The organism is Pandoraea sp. E26, assembly GCF_000681415.1.
Lineage (GTDB): Bacteria > Pseudomonadota > Gammaproteobacteria > Burkholderiales > Burkholderiaceae > Pandoraea > Pandoraea pnomenusa.
The window spans coordinates 1-21,867 of sequence record NZ_AYXJ01000027.1; the positions used below are offsets into that span (position 1 = coordinate 1).

A 21,867-nucleotide genomic window follows, 5' to 3' on the forward strand; every position below is an offset into this window, starting at 1 on the left:
GACGCCCCGACGCCCCGACGGCCCGGCGGCCCCGATGCCCCGATGCCCCGAAGCGGCGCGTCGGGGCCGCCTTGTCATTCGCCGTATACAAACACCTGCGGCACGGATGCCGCCGGTTGGATGGCAAGTTGCGCGACGACCGCGCCATTCACGACAACGTACGCGGAACGCGCTTGTGTCGACTCGGGGATGTTGACGTGAAACTTGTTCATTTCGTGAGGATAGCCGCGCGATCGGAACAGCCTGAAGTGCTGTTCGCCGCCCGGCCCGTCGACGACCAGGCGGCAGGTCGCGCTCACGTCGCCATCGGCCTCATGCAGCATGCCGTAGGCGCCGTGAAGCGCAGGGAAGATGTGCGCCGGCAGCGTGCCTTGCGGATCGTAGAAGCCGACGAGCGTCGTGACCGGCACGCCGACGGTCGATGGTGTCCTGGGGGCGGCGGTATCGAAGGTGTGGCCGTATTCCACCCAGCGCTCGTCGGAAAAATTCCAGCGAAACACTTTTGACTGACCGCGCGATATCGGCATCGACTGTCCGTTGATGGCAAGCGTGGTGCTGTTCTCGGCGTCATGGTTGATGACGACGATGCGGTCCCAGAGCAATGACAGTTGCGGGACGGCCACATCGGCCACCCAGTCCTCGTCCGTGATGTGGACTTCGACCAGGTTATTTTGCTCGAACAGTACCCCCATGTAGGTCTCGTTCATCGACGCGTTGCGCGCTCGCGCTCGTGCCATCCAGTCGTAAAGTGGTACATAACCCTCGTTCCAGCGTTCGCCGTCGCTGACAAAGCACAGGTGGACCGGCTCCGAAATGACGATCGTCTGTCCATTGATATGCAAATCGATCGGATAGCCCACGCTGCCTTCGATGGAGATCGCCTGAGTACGATTTGCCGCAGAGGCGGCGGGCACGTGTATGGACTCGACGAAATAGCCGATCGTGAGATCGATTCTCACGATATCCGCCGTGGCGAGCAGCGCTGCCAACGCTGCCTCGCCGAGGTCGGCGTAATCGGCATACGCGATATCCTTGGTGCGAACGAGTGTCTGCGCGGCTTGCATGGTCTGCGACTCGGCATCCCACGCGCGATACCCCGTTGGCGATTCGGCGCTGAAAACGCGATAGCCGCTCAGCGCGTCGTGGACGATGCGAGTGCTGTAGGGGGTGTGCAACGTATAACGATTTCGATCCGAAAACGGTTCTCCGCCGGCCATCGCGTCGCGGCCAAAACTTCGGTCGTGAAAGGGCGGCTCGCAGATGTCGTCCTGACACGTATCCTCTCCGGAGCGACCGGGGAAGAAGTTCGGAATGAATCGATGCAGATCCATGTCCCAACCCCACGTGGAATTGGGCTGGCCGGCCGCGCGATGAATCGATCCGTCGAAACCGCCCGGGTAGTGATCGAGGTGGAAAACGTGCCCGACCTCGTGACTGAACTCGTTGCCTTCCGAGAACTCCACCGTCGTCGTGAAGCCAGAGTAGGCAATGCCGCCGTGCGTGACCACGCCGTTGGCGTAATTGCCGCGTACGTTGCTCACGGTGAACTGCGCAATGTCATGCGCGGCCGCGTCTTCACTGCCAGACGAGGCGTTCTGCCCCAGATTGGCCAGATGAATGGCGCTCGAGATCAGCGACCAGCTCAGCGCACGGAATGTGCCCTGGTGCCAGTCGCCCTCATCGGGCGCATTGTCCGTGAGCAGCGTGCCGTCGGGAAGCATGACCGGCTGCCAGTGAATCGCTTCGTATTGGTTCACGATCAGCTTGCGCAGCGGCACCGTCTGAAAGTACTCCCGTTGCAGCGCAGGCTCGCCGGCAAACCGAAAGGCGTTTCGCGGCGGCGTGAGCATGCCGATGTCGATGGTATGGAGGAGCACCTCCACGGGCGCACCGACCCGGAGGTCCGCGAGTTGTCCGCCGCCGGCCGGGCTGTCGAAGTGCAACTGCAATCCCGGCTCGATCCAGGAGGGGGGCAGTTCGACGCTCCACACATTCTCCGCGTAGATGAGGCGTTGATTCTCTTCGTCATCGGCCGGCGCGGCGCCATCCGAAGCGTCGTCGTGGTGATAGACGGTCTTCGGCAACTGTTCGGGCGGGTGCATCGCCAGTGCCCCAATCGACGTGCCGGTGCGGTCGATGCCGGTCACCTGCAGCGACACGAGCGCGACTTGCGGCCTGACCAGCAGCAGGGTCTTGCGACGCGAGGTCAGGACGTGCGGCGCCTCGGGCGCCACGGGCGTCATGGCAATCACGTGGTGCTGCACGAAGCGCACACCGGCGGCGAGCGCGCCCTCGAGGTCGTTGGGCCAGGGCAGCGCGTCGAAGATCAGCGGTTCATCGGCGTCGAGCGTGGCGCCCGGCGATTGCGTGCCGCAGTGTGCACGATCGGCATCGCGATGCAGAACGTCGTGACCGCAGCAGGTGGTGCGCGATGCGGCGCTGCGCGTCGGGGATGCGGAGACGGAAGGGGGCGGGGCTTTGTTCATCATGACCTCTCTGCGGTGTCCGAGGGAGTTCATGGTGCTCCGCGCGTTGCGTGCTCAACCACTGTCAAGGTTGACAGTTATCGCCTCACCCCCGCTCGGCAGCGGCGAGAAACGCCGGTGAATCCGTCAGCAACACGGCCAGGTCGGCGGCGCCGGACTTCACGGCGCGGGCCGTGCGCTCGCGGGTGCGGGGGTCGGTGCCGACAAGCGTGCGTGGTCCGGCCACGCTCAGCGCGGCGAGCGGTCGGCCATGGCTGTCGAGCACGGCCGCGGCGCAGGCGTCGATGCCCGCTTCGAAGCCGTCCTGGCTCCACGCACAGCCCGCGTCGCGATCGGCGGCCAGCTGGGCGTCGAGCGCGGCGTACGTGCGTGCGCTTTGCGCCGTCACCGCTGCAAGCGGCTCCGGTCCGAGCAACGCGCGGCGGCGTTCCCCGCTCAAATGCGCGAGCAACGCCCGCCCCGGCGCTGTCAGATGCGCGGTGACGCGACTGCCTGCACGAATATTGCTCACCAGCGGCAAGGCCGGCGTCTCGCACAGCAGATAGCGTACGTTTGCGCCGTCCAGCACGGTCAGGTAACTCGACAGCCCCGTCTCGCCCGTCACGCGCGTGAGCACGCGTCGCGCCGTCGCCAGATGATCCTCGCCCGCCAGCGCAGTGGCCGCGAGCGTCAGGAACCCGAGTCCGAGTCGATGACCGCCTTGCGCGAGCGGTTCGAGCACGCCCTCGAACTGCAGCGTCTCGATCAGGCGCATGACGGTCACGCGGTTTACCCCGATGCGACGACCGACCTCGCTCAGGTTCGCCGTCGAGCCGCCGTCCGCCACGAAGCGGAGCAGCTTGAGCGCGCGCATGACCGGTGTGACGAGACCGGCTTGCGCTGTGTCGGGGGCATCCGCGGCGCCGTCGGCGCGGTCGGTGTCGGGTGCGGCTTTCGTCATGCGTTCGATTCCGTTGAAAGGGCGCCGGCGCGGCGTGCGAGCGGCGTGGGCCGCTTAAGCCGCGAGCGGTGTCTGCCACGCGTCGTATTCGTAGACCCAGTCGGCGTTGCCGCCTTCCTTGAGCCACTGATTGCCGCGCGAGCCGATCTGCACGCGCGCCGTGCGCTCGCGGCGCGCGGCTTCGTAGCGTCCGAGTGCGTCCGCCAGCGACACGGCGTCGGCCTGCGTGCCGGCCGCGGCGAGGTGGCGAGACAGTACCACAGCATCCTCGATCGCCATGCCCGCGCCCTGTGCCATGAACGGCATCATCGGATGGCAGGCGTCGCCCAGCAGCGATACGCGCTCGCGTGACCACTGCGGCAACGGATCGCGCACGTACAGCGCCGACTTCAGCACGCTGTCGCACGCATCGAGCAAGGCGCGGGCCTCGCCGTGGTAATCGGCATACATGGCCCGCAACTCGTTCACGTCGCCCGGCGCCGTCCACGATTCGAGTGTCCAGCTGTCTTGCGGCGTCGTGGCGAACACGAAGATATCGCGCCCGAGGTTGAGCGGGAAGGTCACGATCTGGCTCGACGGGTTCGGGCCCCACCACTTCGTGAACGCGCCGAGATTCGGCAGGCCGTCTAGCCTGTGCGCAGGCACCACCGCGCGATACGCGACCACGCCCGTGAACTCCGGCGACTCCGGCCCGAACAGGCCGGTTCTCACCACCGAGTGGATACCGTCGGCACCGATGAGCACGTCCACGTCGTCATGCGTGCCATCGGCAAAGGTGAGGCGAATCGATCCGGGTTGCCCCTGCGGCGGCGCTTCGAACGACACGAGCTTCTTGCCGAGCGCGATTGCGTCGGCGGGCACGGCCCGCTCCAGCGCCTGGAGCAGATCCGCGCGATGCATCGTGAGCTGTGGCGCGCCGTACTTCGCCTGCGCGGTCTGCGCCATCTCCAGACGCGACGTCTCTTCGCCGGTGTCCCAAGTGCGGCTGATCCGGTGGCTCGGCTGCGCCGCTGTCTCGCGCAACGCGTCGCCAACACCGAGACCGTCGAGCGCACGCACGGCGTTCGGCGTCAGATTGATGTCGGCGCCAACGCGGGCGAACTGCGCCGCCTGCTCGAACACGCGCACGCGAAATCCGGCGCGCAGCAAACCGATGGCCGCGGCCAGACCGCCGATGCCGGCGCCGTTGATGCCGATGAGGGGAGCTTGCATGGAGAACACCTTTTACAAAAGTGGCGTAAGCCGCCGGTGAATCGAAAAAATTAAATGTTCAAATATGAACATGATGTTCAAATATTATTGTTTTTGATTCGACTTGCCGCAACCCTTCTTCGGGTAAATCCTGAGCATGCGATGGGCCGCCGAAGGCCCGGCGCATCGGACGAACGGCAACGCCGACGGGACGAATGGCGCTGCCGCACGCCTTGCGTGTCGTGCCACCGGTGGTGCAACAGGCGTGCGGTAGCACGCCAATTTACGTACGGCAATTCGTGCATCTCCGCTGCGAGACTCGCGCGCCATCTGACCTAAGCTCTGCACAGTTGGTTTCATAAGTGATCCAACGTTTCATAGGTGGAACGTGCGGCGTAAAAGTGCGGAAGGTCGGGTGGACGAACCGGCGGGACGCGAGGTGGCCGTGCGTGACCACCGTTCTCGAATCATCGAATGACAGGAGTGCACAGATGAAGCGGTTTCCGACGGGGCGGATCCCGGGCATGACGAAGCTGGCGGCGGCCATGCTGCTGGCAGCGGGCGTGCCGGTCGCGGCGCATGCGCAGAGCAACGTGACGTTGTACGGCAGCATGGACGCCGGCGTGGCCTACGTGAACAATCAGGGTGGTAGCGCCAACTGGATGGCGCAACAGGGCGCCACGCAGCCGGATCGCTGGGGCTTTCGCGGCGTGGAAGATCTGGGTGGCGGCAATCGTGCCATCTTCCTGTTGGAGAATGGCTTCTCGACCCTGAGCGGCAACACGATCAAGGCGGGTTCGATGTTCAACCGACAGTCGTGGGTGGGCCTGCAATCCGACAGGATGGGCACGCTGACGCTCGGTCACATGACGACGTTCAACTTTGACTGGCTGGGGCCGATGAGCACCGCCTATCTGGGGATGAACTGGTACATGTTCCACCCGGGCAACCTCGACGAACTCGCGAACACGTCGGTTGTCCAGGTGGACAACTCTGTGCGCTACGTCACGCCGGATTTCGCGGGCTTCAAGGCCGGCGCCATGATTTCCCTGGGCAACACGACGAACTTCGCCAACGGTCGCAAGTGGAGCGTGGCGGCGAACTATACGAACGGCGGCTTCAAGGCGTCGGCGGTGTACTCGAACGAGAATAACCGTACGCCCAACGTGGCCGTGCTCGGTGGCGCGACTTTCCAGGGGCAGCCGGTGGGGGCCTACGCGGCGTCGAATGTCGAGAACATGGGGGCCGGCATGTCGTACGGCTTCGGTTCGTGGCTGCTGCACGCGCTCTACACCCGCGTGAAGCTCCAGTCGCCCGGGTACAGCGATACCTACCAGTCGTTCGACGCCGGTGCGAACTACGCCACGAGCGTTGCCAACACGATCACCTTCGGCGCGGCGTCCACCAACATGTCGGGCAAACGCTGGACGCAGTTCAGCCTGGGTGACGTCTATGCGCTGTCCAAGCGCACCCAGGTCTATCTGAGCGGCGTGTACCAGCACGCCAGCGGCAACGGCGCGATCACGGCCATCAATACGATCGGCGCGTCGTCGACGTCGAACCAGTTCGTCATCCTTTCCGGCGTGCATCACGCGTTCTGAACGAGCGGCGCGCCTGCCTTCGCGGGTTTTCACCCAGTGGTCTCACTTCACACGCCGACCGGCTCGCGCCTGTCGGCGTTTTTTTATGGCGCATGGGATTTCTCACGGCAAAAAACGGCTAAACGTACGCGGTTACGGGTTTCCCCTAGTCAAAAAACAATTTTGACTCCGTCGATCCCTCCCTATAATTGATCCATAAGTAAATCAACGTTTCACATATGAAACGTACGACGAAGGCGAAAGACAGGCAGGCAGCCCATGCAAGCGAAGCGTTACCAAGGGCTGCCCGGCGCAAGTTGAACATCCAGAAACACGGTGGTTTCCCATGCTCAGGTCGATTCAATTGAAGGACGCGAACGTTGCCGAGGCCCATGCCGAGGCACGTCAGGCGCAGCCCGCGTCGGCACCCATGCCGTTCGCGATCGAGTACCGCGGCGTCACGCGTCGGTTCAGGAATCGCCAGGGCAAGGGCGAGATGACGGCCGTCTCGAACGTGTCGATCGGCATCAAGACGGGTGAGTTCGTCTCGCTCATCGGGCCGAGCGGCTGCGGCAAAAGCACGCTGCTCAACATGGGCGCCGGCCTGTACGCGCCGAGCGAAGGGCAGGTGACGCTCGCGGGCAAGCCGGTGCGCGGACCCTCGCAGCAAGTCGCATTCATGCTGCAGAAGGATTTGCTCATGCCGTGGCGCTCGATCCAGAAGAACGTGGAGCTGGGCATGCAGATTCGCGGACGCGGCAAGGCCGAACGTGCCGAGGTCGCCCGGGCGTTGCTCGCGCGCTGCCATCTGAAGGGCTTCGAGAATCACTATCCGCACCAGTTGTCGGGCGGCATGCGTCAGCGCGCGGCGCTCGCGCGCACGCTGGCCGTCGAGCCCGACGTGCTGCTCATGGACGAGCCATTCTCGGCGCTCGACGCGCAAACCAAGATGGTGCTCCAGCAGGATCTCGCGCAAATGCTCGCCGCCGAGGGCAAGACGGCGCTGATGATCACGCACGATCTGGCCGAAGCGATCGCGCTGTCGGATCGCGTGTTCGTGATGAGCGAGCGCCCGGGCACGATCATCGAAGAGATCACGGTCGATCTGCCGCATCGCGACAATCCCATCGAGCGGCGCAAGCAGGCCGGCATGAACGAGTACGTCGCGCATCTGATGGAACTGCTCAAGGTCGGCCGCGACGACCACCTCGGTTGATCGCCGCCATCGACATCGCAAGCCACTGGAAATTCCCGCTATGAAATCCCTTTCCAAAACGCAACTGACCGCCGGCAGCATTCTGCTGCTGCTGATCTTCGCCGCCGTATGGCAATGGGGCCCGACGGCATTCGGCGTGCCCGAGTTCGTGCTGCCCAAGCTCTCGTCGACGATCGTCGAGGGCGTGCGCATGTTCGAGGTCGAGAACCTCTGGCTGCACATTGGTGTGACGGCGCTCGAAGTGATCGCGGGCTTCGTCATCGGCTCGGCGCTGGGCGTGATCATCGGTGTAATTCTCGGCCTGTCGCCGTCGACCGAGGCGATGCTCTCGCCGTACATCCTTGCGTTGCAGATCGCGCCGAAGGTGGCGTTCGCGCCGTTGTTCGTGATGTGGATGGGCTACACCATCTACCCGAAGATCCTCGTCGCGGTGCTGATCGTCTTTTTCCCCGTGATGATCAACGTGCTCGGCGCGGTGCGCTCGGTCGATCCCGACATGGTCAATCTGGTGCGTGCGCTGTGCGGCCGCCGCTGGCAGATTTTCCGCTTCGTCGAATTCCCGTCGGCCATGCAGGCGCTGTTCGCCGGCTTGCGCATCGCCTCCACGCTCGCCGTGATCGGCGTGACCGTGGGCGAACTGGTCGGCGGTGACCGAGGCCTGGGCTACCTGCTCGTCTACGGCGAGGGTCAGGGCAACACCGCGATGGTGTTCGTCTCCATCGCCGGCCTGACCGTCATCGGTATTGCCGCGTACGCCGCGGTGGTCTGGCTCGAACGCCGTGCGCTGCACTACGTGCCGCGCGCCGCGATGAACATCGCCTGAGCAACGGAGTACCAACGTGACCGAACTGCCCATCCCCGCGCTCGACACCGCTACGCTTGCGCCGCTCGACGGCAAGAAGCTGCTGATCACGGGCGGCGCCCGTGGCCTTGGCGAAGGTTTCGTCCGCGCGGCCGCCGCGCGGGGCGCCGCGGTGACGATTGCCGATATCGCCGCGCCGGCCGGAGAGGCGCTGGCCGAAGCGCTGCGCAAGGCCGGCCACGCCGTGTCGTTCGTGCGCGTCGATCTGTCGGACCCAACCTCGATCGAGGCGGCAGCCAGGGCGGCGGCCGATCAAATGGGCGGCATCGACGGATTGGTCAACAACGGCGCGATCACCAACTCGGGCGGCAAGCCGGCCACCGAGCTGAGCCTCGAGACGTGGGACGCGGTGATGAATGTCAACGTGCGTGGCACCTGGCTCATGACCATGGCGGCATTGCCGTTCCTGCGCGCCTCGGGTCAGGGGCGTGTCGTGAACATCGCCTCGGACACCGCGTTGTGGGGCGCGCCGCGCCTGCTCGCCTACACCGCCAGCAAGGGCGCGGTCATGGCCATGACGCGTTCGCTCGCACGCGAGCTCGGCCCGGACGGCATCACCGTCAATGCCATCGCGCCGGGCCTCGTCGAAGTCGAGGCCACGGCTTACGTGCCGGCCGAGCGCCATCGCCACTATCTGGAAGGACGTGCGCTGCCGCGCGCGCAGGTGCCGGACGACGTGATCGGTCCCGTGTTGTTCCTGCTCTCCGACGCATCCCGATTCGTGACCGGGCAGGTATTGCCGGTCAACGGCGGTTTTGTCATGTACTGACGAAACCGGCCATAGCCCTAGACGCACTCAATTCGCAACGCCTTCAAGGAGTTACATCATGGCGCAAGCCGAAGCTAAAAATACCGCGACGCCCCAGGCCGTCGAGAGCTGGACGCAGGCCGAAGGACAGTCGTTCGCCGAATGGCTGGATACGCGCGTGGCGCGCTTTTCCACACGCAAGTACGACTGGGACGCCCTGAAGTTCCAGGCCGACTACGACCCGAAGTATCGCCGCGCGCAGATGCGCTACGTGGGCACGGGTGGCACGGGCGTGGCGCGCGACGCCAACACGGTGCCCGCCGGCCACTTCACGTTCTCCACGATGGTGATTCCGGCCGGCAACATCGGACCGAGCCACATTCACATGGACGTCGAGGAAATCTTCTTCGTGATGCGCGGCAAGATGAAGGTGATCTGCGAGCGCGACGGCGAGACGTGGGAAGCGATTCTGGGTGAGCGCGACCTGATCTCGGTGCCGCCGGGCGTGTATCGCACGGAGATCAACATCGGCGACGAAGACGCGCTCATGTGCGTGATGCTCGGCTCGCAAAAGCCGGTCACGCCCACGTATCCGCCCGATTCGCCGCTCGCGAAGATCAAGCGCGAGCAAAAGTAATCCGCCGGGGGCGCCCGGGGTGGGCCGGCGCTCGGCGCATCCACGACAGGCCGCCCCGGCCGAAGTCCGGTGAAACGCATGCGATTCGCGTGCCATTCGCGTGCCATTCGCCGGCAAGAATTCACGAAGCCAGACGTTCAGCCTCAGCCATGCAAGCCCAAGCCAACTCGTCCGAAGTGTCCGAAGTGTCCGCAGACGCCGATGTCCCCGATGTCGCCGCCCTGCGCGCGCGCCTGGCGGCCTTCCCGTATCGCACCGTCACCACGCGCGCGGGGACCGTCGGCTATCGCTGCGCGACGGCGCAAGCCGCTGATGCCGTCCCTGTGGTGATGCTGCACGGCATCGGGTCGGGGGCGGCGTCGTGGCTGGCGCAGTTCGAAGCGACGGGCCTTGGCGCCTCGCTTTATGCCTGGGATGCCCCTGGCTACGGTCAGACAACGAATGTCGCGCCTGCCGAGCCGGATGCCGACGCCTACGCCGACGCCCTCGAAGCGTGGCTCGATGCGCTCGGTCTTGCGCGCGTGGCGGTGGCCGGCCATTCGCTCGGCGCGATCATGGCGTCGAGGTTTGCCGCGCGTGCGCCGCACCGCGTGCTCGGCCTGTTTCTGTGCTCGCCGGCAGGGGGCTACGGCAAGGCCGACCCGGCAGTCCGGGCGGCCAAGCGCGACAGCCGCCTGGCGATGCTTCACAAACTCGGTCCCGCGGGCATGGCGCGCGAACGCAGCGACAACCTCGTGGCACCGAACGCGGCCGACCTGCCGCGCGCCTGGGTGAAGTGGAACATGTCGCGGGTGCGGCCCGAGGGCTACGCGCAGGCGACCCATCTGCTCTCGAACGGCGATGTGGCGGGCGACCTGGCCCGGTACGCGGCGGCCAAGGCCGGCCCCGTCGCGGTGGCCGTCGGCGCCCACGATGGCGTCACCCCTCCCGCGAGCTGCCAGGCGATTGCCGACGTCGCCGGTGTGCCGCTTCAGATTATCGAAGGGGCCGGCCACGCGTCTTACATTGAAACGCCCGACGTGCTCGATGCCGCGCTTGCCGCGTGGCTCGGGCGCATTGCGGCAGGGGAGCGTTGATATGGCACCCGCCAATCCGAAACGCGCCGTCGCCGCGGCGTCGATCGACGACAGCACGCAGGACGTACAGGACATGCAGGACACGCTGGACGACGAAGTCGCCGAGGCGGCGCCCGCCGAATCGCGTTACCTCGTGCCGGGGCTGGAGCGCGGCCTGCGCATCCTGACGCAATTCTCGCCGCGCGAGTCGGTCTTCAGCGCACCGGAGCTCTCGCAGCGCCTCGGTATTCCGCGCACGACGGTCTTCCGTTTGCTGCAAACGCTTGAGGCGATGGGCTTTCTCGAGCGCGCGGGCAGCGAAAAGAACTTCCGTCTGGGCGTGGCGGTGCTGCGTCTGGGCTTCGAATACCTGAGCTCGCTGGAGCTCACCGATCTGGGCATTCCCATCATCGAGCGGCTGCGCGATGCCACCCAGCTGACGTCGCACATCGTGATTCGCGACGGGCGCGACATCGTGTTCGTGGCCAAGGCGCAGAGCGTGGCCGGGGTGTTCAATTCGATCAAGGTCAACGTCGGTACGCGCTTGCCTGCGCATGCCACGGTCCACGGCCATGTGCTGATGGGCGATCTCACGCTCGCCGAACTGCGTGCGCTGTATCCCGAGAAGACGCTGGAGAAATACACGCCGCAGACCCCCGAGACGCTCGCCGAGTTGTTCGAGCGCGTGCGCGAGGACGCCGAACGCGGGTATGCCGTCTCGGCCTCGTCCTTCGAGCGCGGCATAAGCGTCGTGAGCGCGCCGGTACGCAACGACGCGGGCCGCATCTGCGCCGCGATCACGGTCACGATCCCGCGCGCGAACATCGATTCGGCAATGCTCGACGCGGGACTGATCGGGCAGGTGCGCGAAGCCGCCGACGCGCTCTCGCACCGTCTGAATTACCGGCCGGGCGGCGACGGCCGCACCTCCCCCTACATGAAGTCACTGGGATTGAAATGATCAAGATCGACCTCTCCTCACGCGCGGCGCTGGTCACGGGCGGCACGTCCGGCATCGGCCTCGCCACGGCCGGGCGCCTGCTCGACGCCGGTGCGGCCGTGGCGATTTGCGGGCGCAACCCGGAACGTCTGGCGCAGGCCGAGGCGCATCTGCGCGAGCGTCACCCGCAGGCGCGCCTCATCGCGGCGCAATGCAACGTGCTCGTCGAGAGCGACGTTGCGGCGCTCGCCGCGCGTATCCGCGACGAATTCGGCCGTCTCGACATGCTTGTCAACAATGCGGGCCAGGGCCGTGTCTCGACGTTCGCGGACACCACCGACGACGCCTGGCGCGAAGAGCTCGAACTGAAATACTTCAGCGTGATCCGCACCACCCGCGCCTGCCTGCCGATGCTGCGCGAGGCCGCGGGCGAGACCGGGGATGCGGCCATCGTCTGCGTCAATTCGCTGCTTGCGCTGCAGCCCGAGCCGCACATGGTGGCGACCTCGTCGGCGCGCGCCGGCATCCAGAACCTGGTGCGATCGATGGCAAGCGAGTTCGCCCCCGATCGCATTCGCGTCAACTCGATCCTGATCGGACTGGTGGAGTCGGGGCAGTGGCGGCGGCGCTTTGCCGAGCAGGGCGAAGGCAAGACCTGGCAGGAGTGGACCGGGGAGCTCGCGCGCAAGAAGCAAATCCAGTTGCAACGTCTGGGCAAGCCTGAAGAGGCGGCCGCGGCGATCTTTTTCCTGGCCAGCCCGCAATCGTCCTATACGACGGGCAGCCACATCGATGTTTCCGGAGGCCTGGCAAGACATGTCTAACAAAACCACCGTCGGCGAAGTCATCGCGGCGTTTCTCGAACAGTGCGGCGTGCAGACCGCATTTGGCGTGATCTCGATTCACAACATGCCGATCCTCGACGCCATCGCGCGTCGCGAAAAAATCCGCTATGTGGGCGCACGCGGCGAAGCCGGCGCGCTGAACATGGCCGACGGCCTGTCGCGCGTGTCGGGTGGCCTCGGCGTGGCGTTCACGAGCACGGGCACCGCCGCGGGCAATGCCGCCGGCGCCATGGTCGAAGCGCTCACGGCGGGCACGCCCGTGCTGCACATCACCGGTCAGATCGAGACGGAATTCCTCGACCGCGATCTGGCGTACATCCACGAAGCGCCGGACCAGCTCAGCATGCTGAACTCGATCTCCAAGGCGGCCTATCGCGTGCGCTGCGTGGACACGGCGTTGTCGACGGTGCGCGAAGCGGTGCGCGCCGCGCTCACGGCGCCGACCGGCCCGGTCAGCGTGGAGATTCCGATCGACATCCAGGCCGCCGAAATCGAGTGGCCGTCCGATCTCGCGGCGCCGCACATTCCCGTACCCACGCATGACGAGGCTCGCGTGGCGGAGCTGGCCGACAAGCTGGCGGCGGCGCATCGTCCGCTGCTGTGGCTGGGCGGCGGCGCCCGGGGCGCGGAAGCGGCCGTGAAGCGTCTGGTCGACATGGGCTTCGGCGTGGTGACGAGCGTGCAGGGGCGCGGCATCGTGCCGGAAGACCACGCCGCCACGCTCGGCGCGTTCAACATTCACCCGACGGTCGAGAAGTTCTACAGGACTTGCGACGCGGTGCTCGTCGTCGGTTCGCGCCTGCGCGGCAACGAGACGCTCAAGTACAAGCTCGCGCTGCCGCGTCCGCTGTACCGGGTCGATGCCGACGGGCTCGCGGACAATCGCGGCTACCGCAACGACCTCTTCGTGCAGGGCGACGCCTCGCGCGTGCTCAACGCGTTGGCCGACCGCCTGCAGGGGCGTCTTTCGGTCGATCCGGCATTCCACGCCGATCTGGCGGCCGCGCGCGACGCGGCGATCGACCAGGTCGCGCAAGGGCTCGGTCCGTATCGTCAGCTCGTGGCCGCGCTGCAAGGCGCGCTGGGCCGCGATTTCAACTGGGTGCGAGACGTCACGATCTCGAACAGCACGTGGGGCAATCGCCTGCTGAAGATCTTTTCGCCGCGCGCCGGGGTGCACGCGCTCGGCGGCGGCATCGGTCAGGGCATGCAGATGGGCATTGGCGCGGCGCTCGCGGGCAATGCGAAGAAGACCGTCGCGCTGTGCGGCGACGGCGGCCTCATGGTCAACGTGGGCGAGCTCGCCACGGCAGTGCAGGAGAAGGCGCCGGTCGTGATCCTGTTGATGAACGACCAGTGCTACGGCGTGATCCGCAACATTCAGGACGCGCAGTACGGCGGCCGTCGTCACTACGTGCAACTGCACCAACCGGATTTCGCCGCGTTTTGCGCGAGCCTGCAACTCAAGCATGAACGCATCACGCACATCGACCAGGCGCAGAGCGCGGTGGCGCGCGCCGTCGCGCACGACGGCCCGGTACTGCTGGAGGTCGACATGCTGTCGGTCGGCAACTTCGCGTCTCACTTTGCCGGCCCGCCGGTCCGGGAGCCCGCCAATGCATGAGCTGAATCATCGTCCCGTCGACGTCGCGCTGATCGGCTTCGGTGCGATCGGCTCGAAGGTCTACGAAGCGTGCGCGAGCGATCCGCACCTGCGCGTGGGCCACGTGATCGTGCCGGAGGACGCGGCCGCCCGCGTGCGCGAAAGCGTGCGCGAGGGCACCGAGGTGGTGTCCTCGGCGGACGCCCTGTCGAGCCGTCCGGATTTCGTTCTGGAGTGTGCCGGCCACAGCGCTCTGTCCGGACATGTCGTGCCGTTGCTCAAGTCGGGCGTCGACTGCGCGGTCGCCTCCATCGGTGCGCTGTCCGACACCGCGCTGCTGGCCGCGCTGGAGCAGGCCGCGAGAGACGGCGCCTCGACCGTCACGCTGCTCTCGGGCGCCATTGGCGGCATCGACGCGATTGCCGCCGCGCGCGAGGGCGGGTTGGACGAAGTGCTGTACACGGGCCGCAAGCCCCCGCTGGGATGGCAGGGCACGCCCGCCGAGCACGTGTGCGATCTCGCGTCGCTCACGCGTGCCACCGTGATCTTCGAAGGCAGCGCCCGCGAAGCGGCGCGCCTGTATCCGAAGAACGCGAACGTGGCGGCCACGGTCGCCATCGCGGGCCTGGGCCTCGACGCCACGCGCGTGCGTCTGATCGCCGACCCGGCGACCACGCGCAACGTGCACCACATCGCGGCGCGCGGCGCGTTCGGCGAGATGTCGCTGGAGATGTGCGGCAAACCGTTGCCGGACAATCCCAAGACCTCGGCGCTGACCGCGTATTCGGCCATTCGCGCGCTGCGCAATCGCGTCGCGAACTGTGTGATCTAGCAGGAACCGCATCATGAGCCATCAAGATTTGCTGCAGGGATTTTCGAGCGACATTCTGGTCGGCGGCGAATGGCGCGCCGGTACCGGCAAGCGCTATCAGAGCCTGTATCCCGCCGACGAGAGTGTGAATGCCGAGATCGCGGCAGCCGGCGCCGAGGACGCCGTCGAAGCCGTGGAAGCGGCCGATGCGGCGTGGCGCCGTGCCGACTGGGCGGGCCTCAAGCCGCATCAACGCGCTGCCGTGCTGCATCGTGTTGCCGACGGCATCACGCAACGCGCCGAGGCGCTCGCGCATCTGCAACGCCGCGACAACGGCAAGCCGATCAGCGAGACGCGCGCGCTCGTGGCAAGCGCGGCGGGCACTTTCCGGTACTTCGCCTCGTGCCTGGAGACGCTGGAGGAAACGCTCACGCCCTCGCGTGGCGATTACCTCACCATGAGCGTGCACGAACCGCTGGGCGTCGTGGCCGCCATCACGCCGTGGAACTCGCCGATCGCATCCGATGCGCAGAAGCTGGCACCCGCGCTCGCCGCCGGCAACGCCGTGGTGCTCAAGCCCGCGGAAGTCACGCCGCTCGCCTCGCTCGAACTCGGCCGCATCTGCGAAGCCGCCGGTGTGCCGCGTGGTGTGCTGTCGGTGCTGCCGGGCAAGGGCTCGGTGATCGGCGACATTCTGGTGCGCCATCCCAAGGTCAGGAAGGTCGCCTTCACGGGCGGCACGGAAGTCGGCCGCGGCATTGCGCGTCTGGCCGCCGAGAAGCTCATGCCTGTGTCGCTGGAGCTAGGCGGCAAGTCGCCGACCATCGTGTTCGAGGACGCCGATATCGACCATGCCGTGGCCGGTGTGCTCTACGGCATCTTCAGTTCGTCGGGCGAATCGTGCATCGCGGGCTCGCGCCTGTTCGTGCACAAGGCCATCTTCGACACGTTCGTCGAGCGTCTGGTCGCCGGGGCGAAGCAGCTGCGCGTTGGCGATCCGCTGCGTGAAGATACGCAAATGGGCCCGCTCGTCACGTCGGCGCACCGCGAGTCGATCGAACGTTATGTCGCCATCGGACTGGAGGAGGGCGGTCGCCTGCTGTGCGGCGGCGAGCGTCCGGTGGGCGACGGTCGCGAGAAGGGATATTTCTACTCGCCGACCATCATCGAGGGCCTGACCAATCGGGCGCGCATGGTGCAGGAGGAAATCTTCGGACCCGTGCTCGCCGTGCTGCCGTTCGAGAACGAGGACGATTTGCTGGCCGAGGCCAACGACAGCGTCTACGGACTTGCCGCGGGCATCTGGACGCGCGACTACAAGCGCGCGTGGCGCATCGGTCGTGCGCTGGAAACGGGGACCGTCTGGATCAATACCTACAAGCAGTTCTCGATCTCGACGCCGTTCGGCGGCTGGAAGGAGAGCGGCATGGGGCGTGAGAAGGGGCGTCTGGGATTGTTGGAATACACCCATCAGAAAAGCCTCTACTGGGGCATGAACGACAACCCGCTCGGCTGGGCGGGCAAGGTCTGATCGGGCAAGTGATGGCAGAACAAGCCGCGATGCACGGGGCATCGCGGTAACCGCAACTGAGCGAGGCAGAGATATGTTGTCGATTTTCCGTGGATCGTTGGCGCGCCGCGCCTTTCTGACGGCCGGCCTGTGCGCCGTGGCCGGTCTTTCGGGGCTGGCCGCGCCCGCCATGGCGCAACCGGCCACGCAGCAGATCACCTATCTGCTCCCGGCCCCGGCGAACCTGCCGGCGTTCGCGCCGCTGATGCTGGCCGAGAAGAAGGGCTACTACGCGGCCGAAGGCCTGTCGGTGCGCTGGCTGACCGTGCAGGGCGGCGCCGACGTGGGCAAGCAGCTCGCGTCGGGCAACGGCGACCTGGGCGGCGGCCTGGGCGACACGCCGATCGTGCTGCGTCCGAACGGCATCACCATCAAGGGCGTGGCGCTGCTTGGCGGACGCACGCTGCACCAGCTGGTCGTGCGCGACGACGCGAACATCAAGTCGCCCGCCGACCTGAAGGGCAAGACGATCACCGTGCTGGCCTATCAGGACACCGGTTTCTACGCCACGCTCGGCCTGCTGGCCTCGGCCGGTCTCACGCGCAACGACGCCCGCATCCAGGGCGCCGGACCGGCGGGTGTGTGGCAGCAGGTCGCCACGGGCAAGGCCGAAGCGATGGTCGGCACGCCCGAGTGGGCGCAGAACATCGAGGACGCCGGGGTGAAGATCACCATGACGTCGACCGACAAGTACTTCCCCGGCATGGCGCAGGCCATCCTGGCCTCGGACAAGACCATTGCCGAGCGCCCGGAGATGATTCGCAAGTTCGTGCGCGCCACGATCAAGTCGGTGGCCGAGATCATGCGCGATCCGGCCGGCGCCGCGAAGGAATACTGCGCGAGCGTGCCGGGCTACAAGGGCAAGGAAGCCGAGATCGAGAAGATTCTCACGTACTACGCGCGTAATGTGTATCCGGGGCAGCAACGCCTGGGCGCCTTCGATCCGGCGCGCGTGACCAAGCTGCAGGACTTCTATGCGCAGGAAAAGGTGATTCGCGAGAAGTCGAACCCGGCCGACCTGTTCACCAATCAATTCGTGCAGTAAGGCGAGGCGCCTCATGAGCCAGAACGCAATCGCAACGCCGGACGAGTCACCGGCCGGGCCATCCGGCACGATGCTGCTCACGGTGTTCCTGCGCCACGATCAGTCGAACAATCTCGACGATTTCCAGGAGCGCCTGAAGGCGGCCGAATGGTGGGAGCGCTTCCCGCCCGAGGGCGTCAAGGTCGTGTCGTGGACGGTCGCGATGGGCTTCGGCCAGATCGTCACGCTCGAATTGCCACCGCATTTGTTGCCGGTGGTCAATGTGGAGCTGGAGCGCTCGGCATGGGGCGTGTTTCGCACCGAATGCTATCCGACTTACGACTTCGTACCCGTGCATGCGCGCATTCGCGAACGGGTTCGCAATGGAGGGAAATGATGGACCGTTATCTCGAACCGCATCAGGCGCGTCGCCATGAGCCGACGCAATACGAAAGCCTGCTGGGCGACGCCATCGAGCGCGCCTACGCCGCCGGCACGCACGATCTGGCAGGCCTCGTGGCCTATCTGAACCGTACCGGCCCCGGCCCGCAGGAAGGCGACGTGTGGACCGAAGAAATCTACAAGGCGCAGATCGCCCGGCTGGCCGAAGAGTAAACCCCAAACATTGCGCGATCGCCGAGCGCTGCCTGCGCCCGGCGACTGCGACGGAGATGTCCCCCATGACTACGCAACAACCCATTCTTACCGCCGACGCCATTCTCGAGCGCGGCCTGAAGAACCTCTGGTATCCGATCTGCCCGTCGCACATGGTCGGCCGCGAGCCGGTCTCGCTGCGACGTCTGGGCAAGAAGCTCGTGTTCTGGCGCGATCAGGACAATCAGGTCCACGCCCTCGACGACCATTGCCCGCACCGCGGCGCACCGCTCTCCAAGGGGATCGTGATGGGAGACCGCATCGCCTGCGGCTATCACGGGGTGCAGGTACGCTGCGATGGCACCGTCATGCGCGTGCCGGGCAGCCCGGGCTGCAAGCTCGAAGGCTCGCGTCCCACACAGGCCTACCACATCGTCGAACGCAATGACGCGATCTGGCTGTACAACGCCACCGGCAACATCGACACGCCGCCGCCGCTGGTGCTGCCGGAAGAGCTCGACGCCGACGGCGCTTTCTCGTCGTTCCTGTGCTACACGGAGTGGAAGGGCGACTACCGTTACGTGCTCGACAACGTGATGGACCCGATGCACGGCACCTATCTGCACAAGCAGTCGCACTCGATGGCCGAGGGCGACAACACGGCGGCGTTCCGCATTCGCGACACCGAGCGTGGTTTCGTCTTCGAGAAAGAAGGCCAGCGCGATGTGAACTTCGACTGGACCGAGTGGGCCGATACCGGCACGCACTGGATGCGTCTCGAGATTCCGTATCCGAAGACGGGCGGCCCCGGCGGCAACTTCGTGATCGTGGGCAGCTACACGCCGATTTCGCCGACGCTCGCGGCCGTGTTCCACTGGCGTTGCCGCAAGCTCGACGGCTGGCAGCGCGACACGTGGCGCTTCCTGTACCGCAATCGTCTCGAGGCGCGCCATTGGGCAGTGCTCGAGCAGGATCGCGTGATGCTGGAGGACATGGAGCCCGACGCCAATCAGCACGAGCATCTGTATCAGCACGACATGGGCATCGTGCGCCTGCGTCGCCATCTGAAGAACCTGGCGAAGGCAGAGCTCGAGCGCATGCAGCCGGGCAAGGCGTGATCGGCGCGGGACACGTCATGCCAGTCGATCAACCTCTCGAGGCGCAACGCCTGCGCGCCGTGGCGGTGCCCGATCTGGAAACGGCCACGTGGAGCAACGGCATTCGCTTCGGCAATGAAATCCTGATGTCGGGCATGACCGCGCATCCGGCCACGCGCAACGCCGACAAGCCGCTCACGACCTACGAACAGACGCTGGTGGTGCTGGGCAAGATCCGGGCGCTGGTCGAGGCGGGCGGCGGGCGCCTGGCGAACGTCTACAAGCTGGTGGTGTACGTGACCGATATCGCCGACAAGGACGAAGTCGGTCGCGCGCGCCGCGAGTGCTTCGCGGCGGTGGCGGCAAACGGCGGTGCGTATCCGTGTTCGACGCTGGTGCAGGTGAGCGGCCTCGTGTTCCCGGAGCTGCGCGTGGAGATCGAGGCGTTCGCGCGACTCGACATCGATTTGTCCGTGGCGGGCTGACCCGCACGACAAGAGAATCAGCAACATCAGAGAGCGGCGTTATGAGCAAGTCAAACCTGTCGGCAATGGTGCGCACGCTGCGCTACGAAGCGGCGGGCATCATGAGCATCGAACTCGTGCCCGCGTCGGGCAGCGGTACCCCGTTTCCGGATTTCACGCCGGGCGCGCACATCGACCTGCATCTGCCGAGCGGGTTGGTGCGCAGCTATTCGCTCGTGAATGCCCCCGGCGAGCCGAATCGCTACGTGCTGGGCATTCTGGCCGACCCGAAAAGCCGTGGCGGTTCGCGCTTCATTCACGACAACTTCCGCGTGGGCATGACGCTGGACATTTCGGCGCCGCGCAACCACTTCGAACTCGACGAGACGGCCGAGCACACGGTGCTGGTGGCGGGCGGGATCGGCGTGACGCCGATCCTGTGCATGTACCGTCGGCTCCGCTCGCTGGGCCGAAGCGTCAAGCTGATGTACTGCGCCCGCACGGCGCCGCAGGCGGCGTTCCTCGATGAGCTCGACGCCCTGGGCGGCGACGTGACCTATCACTTCGACGACCAGCACGGCGGCAAGCCGGCATCGCTTGCGGCTTTTCTGAGCGGGCAGCCGGCGGGCACGCACGCCTACTGCTGCGGCCCGGGCGTGATGCTCGACGCGTTCGAGGCGGCCTGCGCCGCAGCCGGCATCGACCACGTGCATATCGAACGCTTTTCCGCCGCGCCGGACGCACCCCCTCCCGCAACGTCCGAGGGCTACGTGGTAACGCTCGCGAAGTCCGGCAGGGAAGTTGCGGTGCCTGCCGGCGCCACGCTGCTCGAAACGTTGCTTGCCGCGGGCATCGACGCCGAACACAGCTGCATGGAGGGTGTTTGCGGCGCGTGCGAGACGCGCGTGCTCGAAGGCTGCCCCGACCATCGCGACTCGGTGCTCAGCGCGGCCGAGCGTGCGTCCAACAAGGTGATGATGATCTGCGTGTCGGGTTGCAAGGGCGACCGTCTGACACTCGATCTGTGATTGCCACACCCTGAACCCCTCCCCGAGACAGACATGACGATTCTGGGCATCGAACAAATCACCTACGGGGTCACCGACCTCGACACCTGCCGCCGCTTCCTGGCCGACTGGGGCCTCACGGAAGTGTCCGCCGACGCCAATGGCGCACGCTTCGAGACGCTCAACGGTGCTCGCGTGCTGGCGGTGCGCCACGACGATTCAGCACTGCCGCCCGCCATGGAGGAGGGACCCACCTTGCGCGAGGTCACGTGGGGCGTGACGACGGCCCAGGAGGTCGCGGCCATCGCGGATCGTCTCGCGGACCAGCCGGGCTACTACTTCAGGGACGGCGCGACCGGTTGCATCGACCCGAACGGGCTGGCCCTGCGTGTGGAAGTCACCGCCAAGCGCGCCATCGACGTGAAGGGCGCACCGACCAACCCGTGGGGCATTCCGGCGCAGCGCGTGAATACGCCGAGTCCGGTGTACGAGCGGGCGCAGCCGATCGAGGTCGGCCACGTGGTGTTTTTCACCAACGCACTGGCGGCCACGCAGAAGTTCTACGAAGACAAGCTCGGCTTCGAGTTGTCGGATCGCTACCCGGATCGCGGCGCGTTCATGCGCTGCGCGCCGCACGGCGGTCACCATGACCTGTTCCTGCTGGCGCTGCCCAACGGCAAGCGAGGCCTCAATCACGTGGCGTTCACCGTGCGGGACATCCACGAAGTGTTCGGGGGAGGCATGCACATCGATCGGTGCGGTTGGGAAACGCAGCTCGGGCCGGGCCGTCACCCGATTTCGTCGGCGTACTTCTGGTACTTCAAGAATCCTTGCGGCGCGCTCATCGAGTATTACGCCGACGAGGACATCCTCACGCCGGAATGGCAGCCGCGCGATTTCGAGCCGGGGCCCACGGTGTTCGCCGAGTGGGCGGTGGACGGCGGGATCGATGGGAACACGCGCCGTCAGAAGAAGGGCGGCGAAGCGCCGGGCGGCAAGTTCATGACCGACACGGCCAAGCGCTGAGGTCGGTCATCGCGGGCGCCTCACTCCGGGGGGAATGAGGCGCCCGGCTTTCGCGAGTTGTCGCGAGAAGCGGGAACCGGCGCGCGATATCTCGCCATGAGGCCCGTGCACGGTCTGTCCAGACGCAGGCCGTGCACGAGCGGCGAATATCGTGCGCCGGCAACCGTCTTG

The 21,867-nt window shown here is 66.2% G+C and carries 21 protein-coding genes; 18 read left to right on the forward strand and 3 right to left on the reverse strand.

Features of this window, described 5'->3' with window-relative positions:
* Positions 1–74 precede the first annotated feature (74 nt).
* The 3 genes from W930_RS27795 to W930_RS0116460 form a co-directional block, all read right to left on the reverse strand.
* Positions 75–2,489, reverse strand: a complete 2,415-nt coding sequence (locus tag W930_RS27795) for a M66 family metalloprotease (RefSeq protein WP_023873348.1) — start codon at positions 2,487–2,489, stop codon at positions 75–77.
* Positions 2,490–2,571: 82 nt separating this feature from the next.
* On the reverse strand, positions 2,572–3,426 hold the full coding sequence (locus tag W930_RS0116455) for an IclR family transcriptional regulator (RefSeq protein WP_023597218.1): 855 nt from the start codon (positions 3,424–3,426) through the stop codon (positions 2,572–2,574).
* A 54-nt stretch (positions 3,427–3,480) separates the two neighbouring features.
* Positions 3,481–4,638, reverse strand: coding sequence for an FAD-dependent monooxygenase (locus W930_RS0116460; protein ID WP_023873349.1), 1,158 nt, complete (start codon positions 4,636–4,638; stop codon positions 3,481–3,483).
* Between the two features lie 503 nt (positions 4,639–5,141).
* Between W930_RS0116460 and W930_RS0116465 the strand changes: the two genes are divergently transcribed.
* The 18 genes from W930_RS0116465 (at position 5,142) to W930_RS0116550 (ending at position 21,696) form a co-directional block, all read left to right on the forward strand.
* Positions 5,142–6,218: a porin gene (locus W930_RS0116465; RefSeq protein WP_023873350.1), complete on the forward strand. Its 1,077-nt coding sequence runs from the start codon at positions 5,142–5,144 to the stop codon at positions 6,216–6,218.
* Positions 6,219–6,543: 325 nt separating this feature from the next.
* Positions 6,544–7,413: an ABC transporter ATP-binding protein gene (locus tag W930_RS0116470; protein ID WP_024788813.1), complete on the forward strand. Its 870-nt coding sequence runs from the start codon at positions 6,544–6,546 to the stop codon at positions 7,411–7,413.
* A gap of 40 nt (positions 7,414–7,453) precedes the next feature.
* Positions 7,454–8,236, forward strand: coding sequence for an ABC transporter permease (locus tag W930_RS0116475; RefSeq protein ID WP_023597214.1), 783 nt, complete (start codon positions 7,454–7,456; stop codon positions 8,234–8,236).
* Positions 8,237–8,252: 16 nt separating this feature from the next.
* Positions 8,253–9,044, forward strand: a complete 792-nt coding sequence (locus W930_RS0116480; RefSeq protein ID WP_023873352.1) for an SDR family oxidoreductase — start codon at positions 8,253–8,255, stop codon at positions 9,042–9,044.
* 58 nt (positions 9,045–9,102) lie between these two features.
* Positions 9,103–9,660: a cupin domain-containing protein gene (locus W930_RS0116485; protein WP_023597212.1), complete on the forward strand. Its 558-nt coding sequence runs from the start codon at positions 9,103–9,105 to the stop codon at positions 9,658–9,660.
* Positions 9,661–9,809: 149 nt separating this feature from the next.
* A complete protein-coding gene (locus W930_RS0116490) occupies positions 9,810–10,736 on the forward strand; it encodes an alpha/beta fold hydrolase (protein WP_023597211.1) in 927 nt (308 codons plus the stop codon).
* A gap of 73 nt (positions 10,737–10,809) precedes the next feature.
* Positions 10,810–11,676 carry an IclR family transcriptional regulator gene (locus W930_RS0116495; protein WP_023873355.1) on the forward strand — a complete coding sequence of 289 codons (867 nt, stop codon included), beginning with the start codon at positions 10,810–10,812 and terminating at the stop codon, positions 11,674–11,676.
* Complete coding sequence (locus tag W930_RS0116500) at positions 11,673–12,479, forward strand: SDR family oxidoreductase (RefSeq protein WP_023597209.1); 807 nt, start codon at positions 11,673–11,675, stop codon at positions 12,477–12,479. The genes W930_RS0116495 and W930_RS0116500 overlap by 4 nt, the downstream gene beginning before the upstream one ends.
* Positions 12,472–14,124, forward strand: coding sequence for a thiamine pyrophosphate-binding protein (locus W930_RS0116505; protein WP_023873356.1), 1,653 nt, complete (start codon positions 12,472–12,474; stop codon positions 14,122–14,124). The genes W930_RS0116500 and W930_RS0116505 overlap by 8 nt, the downstream gene beginning before the upstream one ends.
* A complete protein-coding gene (locus tag W930_RS0116510; protein ID WP_023873357.1) occupies positions 14,117–14,935 on the forward strand; it encodes an aspartate dehydrogenase in 819 nt (272 codons plus the stop codon). Before W930_RS0116505 ends, W930_RS0116510 begins: the two co-directional genes overlap by 8 nt.
* Before the next feature lie 13 nt (positions 14,936–14,948).
* Positions 14,949–16,445, forward strand: coding sequence for an aldehyde dehydrogenase (locus tag W930_RS0116515; RefSeq protein WP_023597206.1), 1,497 nt, complete (start codon positions 14,949–14,951; stop codon positions 16,443–16,445).
* Between the two features lie 73 nt (positions 16,446–16,518).
* Positions 16,519–17,529: an ABC transporter substrate-binding protein gene (locus W930_RS0116520; protein ID WP_023597205.1), complete on the forward strand. Its 1,011-nt coding sequence runs from the start codon at positions 16,519–16,521 to the stop codon at positions 17,527–17,529.
* A 13-nt stretch (positions 17,530–17,542) separates the two neighbouring features.
* Positions 17,543–17,905 carry a hypothetical protein gene (locus W930_RS0116525; protein WP_023597204.1) on the forward strand — a complete coding sequence of 121 codons (363 nt, stop codon included), beginning with the start codon at positions 17,543–17,545 and terminating at the stop codon, positions 17,903–17,905.
* Entirely contained in the window at positions 17,905–18,123 is a 219-nt protein-coding gene (locus tag W930_RS0116530; protein WP_023597203.1) for a recombinase-like helix-turn-helix domain-containing protein, read from the forward strand. Before W930_RS0116525 ends, W930_RS0116530 begins: the two co-directional genes overlap by 1 nt.
* Positions 18,124–18,188: 65 nt before the next feature.
* On the forward strand, positions 18,189–19,220 hold the full coding sequence (locus W930_RS0116535; protein ID WP_023597202.1) for an aromatic ring-hydroxylating dioxygenase subunit alpha: 1,032 nt from the start codon (positions 18,189–18,191) through the stop codon (positions 19,218–19,220).
* Between the two features lie 17 nt (positions 19,221–19,237).
* Complete coding sequence (locus tag W930_RS0116540; RefSeq protein ID WP_024788811.1) at positions 19,238–19,684, forward strand: RidA family protein; 447 nt, start codon at positions 19,238–19,240, stop codon at positions 19,682–19,684.
* Between the two features lie 41 nt (positions 19,685–19,725).
* The gene (locus tag W930_RS0116545) at positions 19,726–20,691 is read left to right on the forward strand and encodes a PDR/VanB family oxidoreductase (protein WP_023873362.1); all 966 of its coding nucleotides are present in this window, start codon (positions 19,726–19,728) and stop codon (positions 20,689–20,691) included.
* A gap of 33 nt (positions 20,692–20,724) precedes the next feature.
* Positions 20,725–21,696, forward strand: a complete 972-nt coding sequence (locus W930_RS0116550) for a VOC family protein (protein WP_023873364.1) — start codon at positions 20,725–20,727, stop codon at positions 21,694–21,696.
* Positions 21,697–21,867 lie beyond the last annotated feature (171 nt).